This window comes from Arthrobacter sp. HMSC06H05 (assembly GCF_001807395.1).
Classification (GTDB): Bacteria; Actinomycetota; Actinomycetes; order Actinomycetales; family Micrococcaceae; genus Pseudoglutamicibacter; species Pseudoglutamicibacter albus.
In genome coordinates this window covers 1-3,301 of the sequence record NZ_KV788987.1, presented here as the reverse complement: position 1 = coordinate 3,301, position 3,301 = coordinate 1, and the positions used below count along the sequence as shown (strand labels likewise).

4 protein-coding genes are annotated in these 3,301 nt (G+C 54.7%); all 4 read right to left on the bottom strand.

Annotated elements, in window-relative coordinates:
* Positions 1–311 precede the first annotated feature (311 nt).
* Positions 312–1,109: a hypothetical protein gene (locus HMPREF3160_RS06725; RefSeq protein ID WP_070507713.1), complete on the bottom strand. Its 798-nt coding sequence runs from the start codon at positions 1,107–1,109 to the stop codon at positions 312–314.
* A complete protein-coding gene (locus HMPREF3160_RS06720; protein WP_035754811.1) occupies positions 1,097–1,591 on the bottom strand; it encodes a hypothetical protein in 495 nt (164 codons plus the stop codon). Before HMPREF3160_RS06720 ends, HMPREF3160_RS06725 begins: the two co-directional genes overlap by 13 nt.
* Positions 1,592–1,679: 88 nt before the next feature.
* A complete protein-coding gene (locus HMPREF3160_RS06715) occupies positions 1,680–2,948 on the bottom strand; it encodes a hypothetical protein (protein WP_070507711.1) in 1,269 nt (422 codons plus the stop codon).
* Positions 2,949–3,278 (bottom strand): DUF6507 family protein, encoded by a 330-nt coding sequence (locus tag HMPREF3160_RS06710; RefSeq protein ID WP_070490799.1) that lies wholly within the window; start codon positions 3,276–3,278, stop codon positions 2,949–2,951.
* Positions 3,279–3,301 lie beyond the last annotated feature (23 nt).

The following is a 3,301-nucleotide window of genomic DNA, read 5'->3' as shown; positions in this document are numbered from 1 at the left end:
GGTTCAGATCATGCCGATGGATGCGTGGACAAACGTCGACATTTTCTGGCAGGAACTACTTAACACTCTTGAGAGGTATGTATCCACCGGTAGGGGCCAAGGGGAGTTTAGCGAGGAAACAGCAACCTTCTCCCTCGTCAAGAGGGGAACGGTAGCTGTTTTTGAACTGCTCCCTCAACACCAACGGATAAGGAGGCGAAACACTAGCCAGCCCGAGACAACCGATAAAGCCAATATCTATACCAGCAAACATTGGCATTTACGCAAACCGGCGTCCCACCACCTGCGGCACATCCAGTGGAGTGAGGTGTTCAGTCTCTGTGTGCGTCGGCTTCTTCCTGCCATGAAGCGATCACCGGTTCCGGTGGCAGCACCTCCATAGCGCGGAGGAGGATGTACCAACCAGGCGCGGGCTCGAGATGGTGCTCTTTACGCAGCATCTGGCGCTCCGTGTTATGCAGAAGGTAACCGTGCGGCGTATCAAAGTAGACGACGCTCGCTGTCTCGTCGCGATCTCCGCTTTCCCACTCACCCATGATGGAGATGATCTCGTATTGACCGTCCACAAGGTCTTGGGCCATCCCAGGTTGCACGTGAGCAACCGAGTCAGCGAGTGCTTTCGCAGACGCAGCCAGCTCGGAAGACGGTAGACCATCAGGCTCGAGGAGCTTGAGAATATCCTTCTGCTGGATCACGCCGTATCCCGGCTCATACTCTCGTGGGAAGTCGCGCCGCCCCAAAACCATACCGTCGATCAGGAGCGTGAATCGGCTGTCGAGGCTTGCGGCACTCATCGTCACAACACTTTCGGTGTGATTCTCGACCGCAAAGATAACGCCTCGCGGGCCGGTCCACATATACACCTTGTTTTCGGTTCCATCCGGACGCAGCCGCCGAACCTGCATGAAGCTTCGACGGGTCGTGTAGATCCCCCAAAACTGTGCATACTGAGCTGGAGCCTCACCATTCGCTAAAACACACTCGTCGGCTACGTCATAAAGCGTGGGACCGTCACCTTCGAATTCGCCGCGCAATAGTTGAAGGAACTGCTCGCGGGGCAGAACGATTGCGAACTGTTGTTCCTCTTGATTAGTTTCTAGACTGTCCATTCGAAATCCTTCGCCCATGCGTATGCAAGGTCTGCCCACACCGAATAGTCAGCCGTGGGGAACGTGATGGCAAAATTCACTTCTAGGCCGGAGCGTAGTGCGTTCCACTGATATAGCATCAGCGGTGTTCCTTCCTCATTCCGGTAGGAAGATACGCGCAACACGGCCGCGCTATCCTCACCTAGCGTGTCCCAGCTGAGGTGGATGTTGCGGTATTCAGCCAGCTGGTCCGCTAGCCCGGCGTCCGTGGCGAGGATCTCGCGGTAATAGTCTTCATCGTTATCGTGCCGATGATCGTAGGCTCTCTGAATCACCACAATGTTCGGACGAAAACGGCTACTACCCCACGCTTCTGACCCCATATAGATGAACACTCCTTGATCACTACCGGAGGTGTCCATCTCCCAGTCTTGCGGGATGGGGAGCCTGAACCGTGCATCACGATGCTCTGAGAGCGTGAACTCAATCTCTGGGTTATGCATGAGCTAGGTTGTCCTTTTATCTCGACGTCGCCATGACGAGGAAACATTTACTTGGCGTCAGTTTCAGGCTTTGCTACTCACTGAAAGTTCAGTCTTTCCACGAGCTCATGACCTCTTTGGCCCCATCTCCAGCCCGTCCACCGACCATACCGCCTGCAACACCGCCGACGAACCCTCCGATAACCGCCCCTACGGCGGTACCGGCGCCTGGAATAACAGAGCCGACCGCGCCACCGACCATGGCGCCAGCTTTAGCGCCGCCCAAGCCACCGGCAAGCGTAGCTCCCGTTGTCACACCGGCTCGGACGGCTTTCTCTCCATTACCCATGGATGGGTGCGTTTTCGAATCCTCCTGCCAGCTGGTAGCAGCTGTTACCCCTATACCTATAACCGAGGAAGCGCGGCTAGCCACCTTAGCGTATTTCCCAACGTCGTTAAGGGCCCCCTGGTCAATCGGTTTTTTCGCAACCCAGTTATTGCGGCTTTTAATCCGCATCCGAGCGCGGGTAGCCAAGGTCTCGACGGTGCCTTTAGCCTTGCCAGCCGTCCGCATCGGGTTCCATGAGTCACCTAGAGGGGACCACCGCACAGCGGAATGCAGTAAACCAAAGCTCCCCGCCGTCATTCGCTGAAGCGTTTTCGGCATCTGCCATCTGGCATCAGCAAAACTCACAGGGACCTTCTTGCCCATACTCCACTGCAGCCCCTTGAATATATACGCCCATTTATCAAAATATATATTGCCAATTTGTGCCACAGGGCCCCATCGGCCATCTAGATCGTTGCTACGCGTAACGCTATCCCACATAGCATTGGCGAAGGCACCCACGATATTCTCTCCGGCACCTTCTTTCGCCCTGGGTGCTTTGTCTTTGGCATCAGAAGCATCATTTTCATCGATGCTGACTGCTAACAGACGGTCCCGGCATCGATTCTGGATATCGTCTTTATCCTCTGCCAGCGAAATAGCTTCGGTTTCGATTTCCTTTCGAAGCTTCTCCTTATCCTCCTGCCCGGATTCATCGTCATCATCCGGATCCATCGCCTTATAGTCATTAGTTTTGTCTATGAGTGCCTTGCGGCGCTCCTTTAGACCGTCAAGGTCAGAGGCATAATCATCTAGGGCAGACTTGATCTTATCGCCGGCGTCATCAAGGTCACCGACAATCTTATGCGGAGCATCCATTGCCCCGGTCACGGTAGGCGCTTCCGGAGCCGCATAGTGGTCTTGAATTGGACTCCAGCCTTTACGGACCACCTGCATGGCATCTGCAGCGTCGTTAAACTTTGACCGAACATCAGATGCCTTTGCTCTGATTTCGCCCGGATCATCGAGGTCAACAACAGCAAAACTCACTTACCCCACCCCCGGCATGTCTGGGCTACCCGGCGCAGAACCGGCATTAGAAGACATTGTTTGATCACCCTGCGCATAGGAATCTAAAGCATCACTGGTAGAGCCAGTCGCGGTACGGACCTTAGACATCACTGTGTCTGCAGCAGGCGTAACAGCACCCTCTTTGACAGCGGTCACCGCACCAGCGACGGCATTTGAATGCTTCAGCACGTTTCCAAGGTCGTCCAACGCGGATTTAACATCCTTCAGGGCATCGTCCAAGTCTTGAGCATTTTCCTGCGTCGCTTTGACGGTCTTGGACGCACCAGAATGAACAATCGAATAGTGCATGTGTCACATCTTTCTGAAAGAAC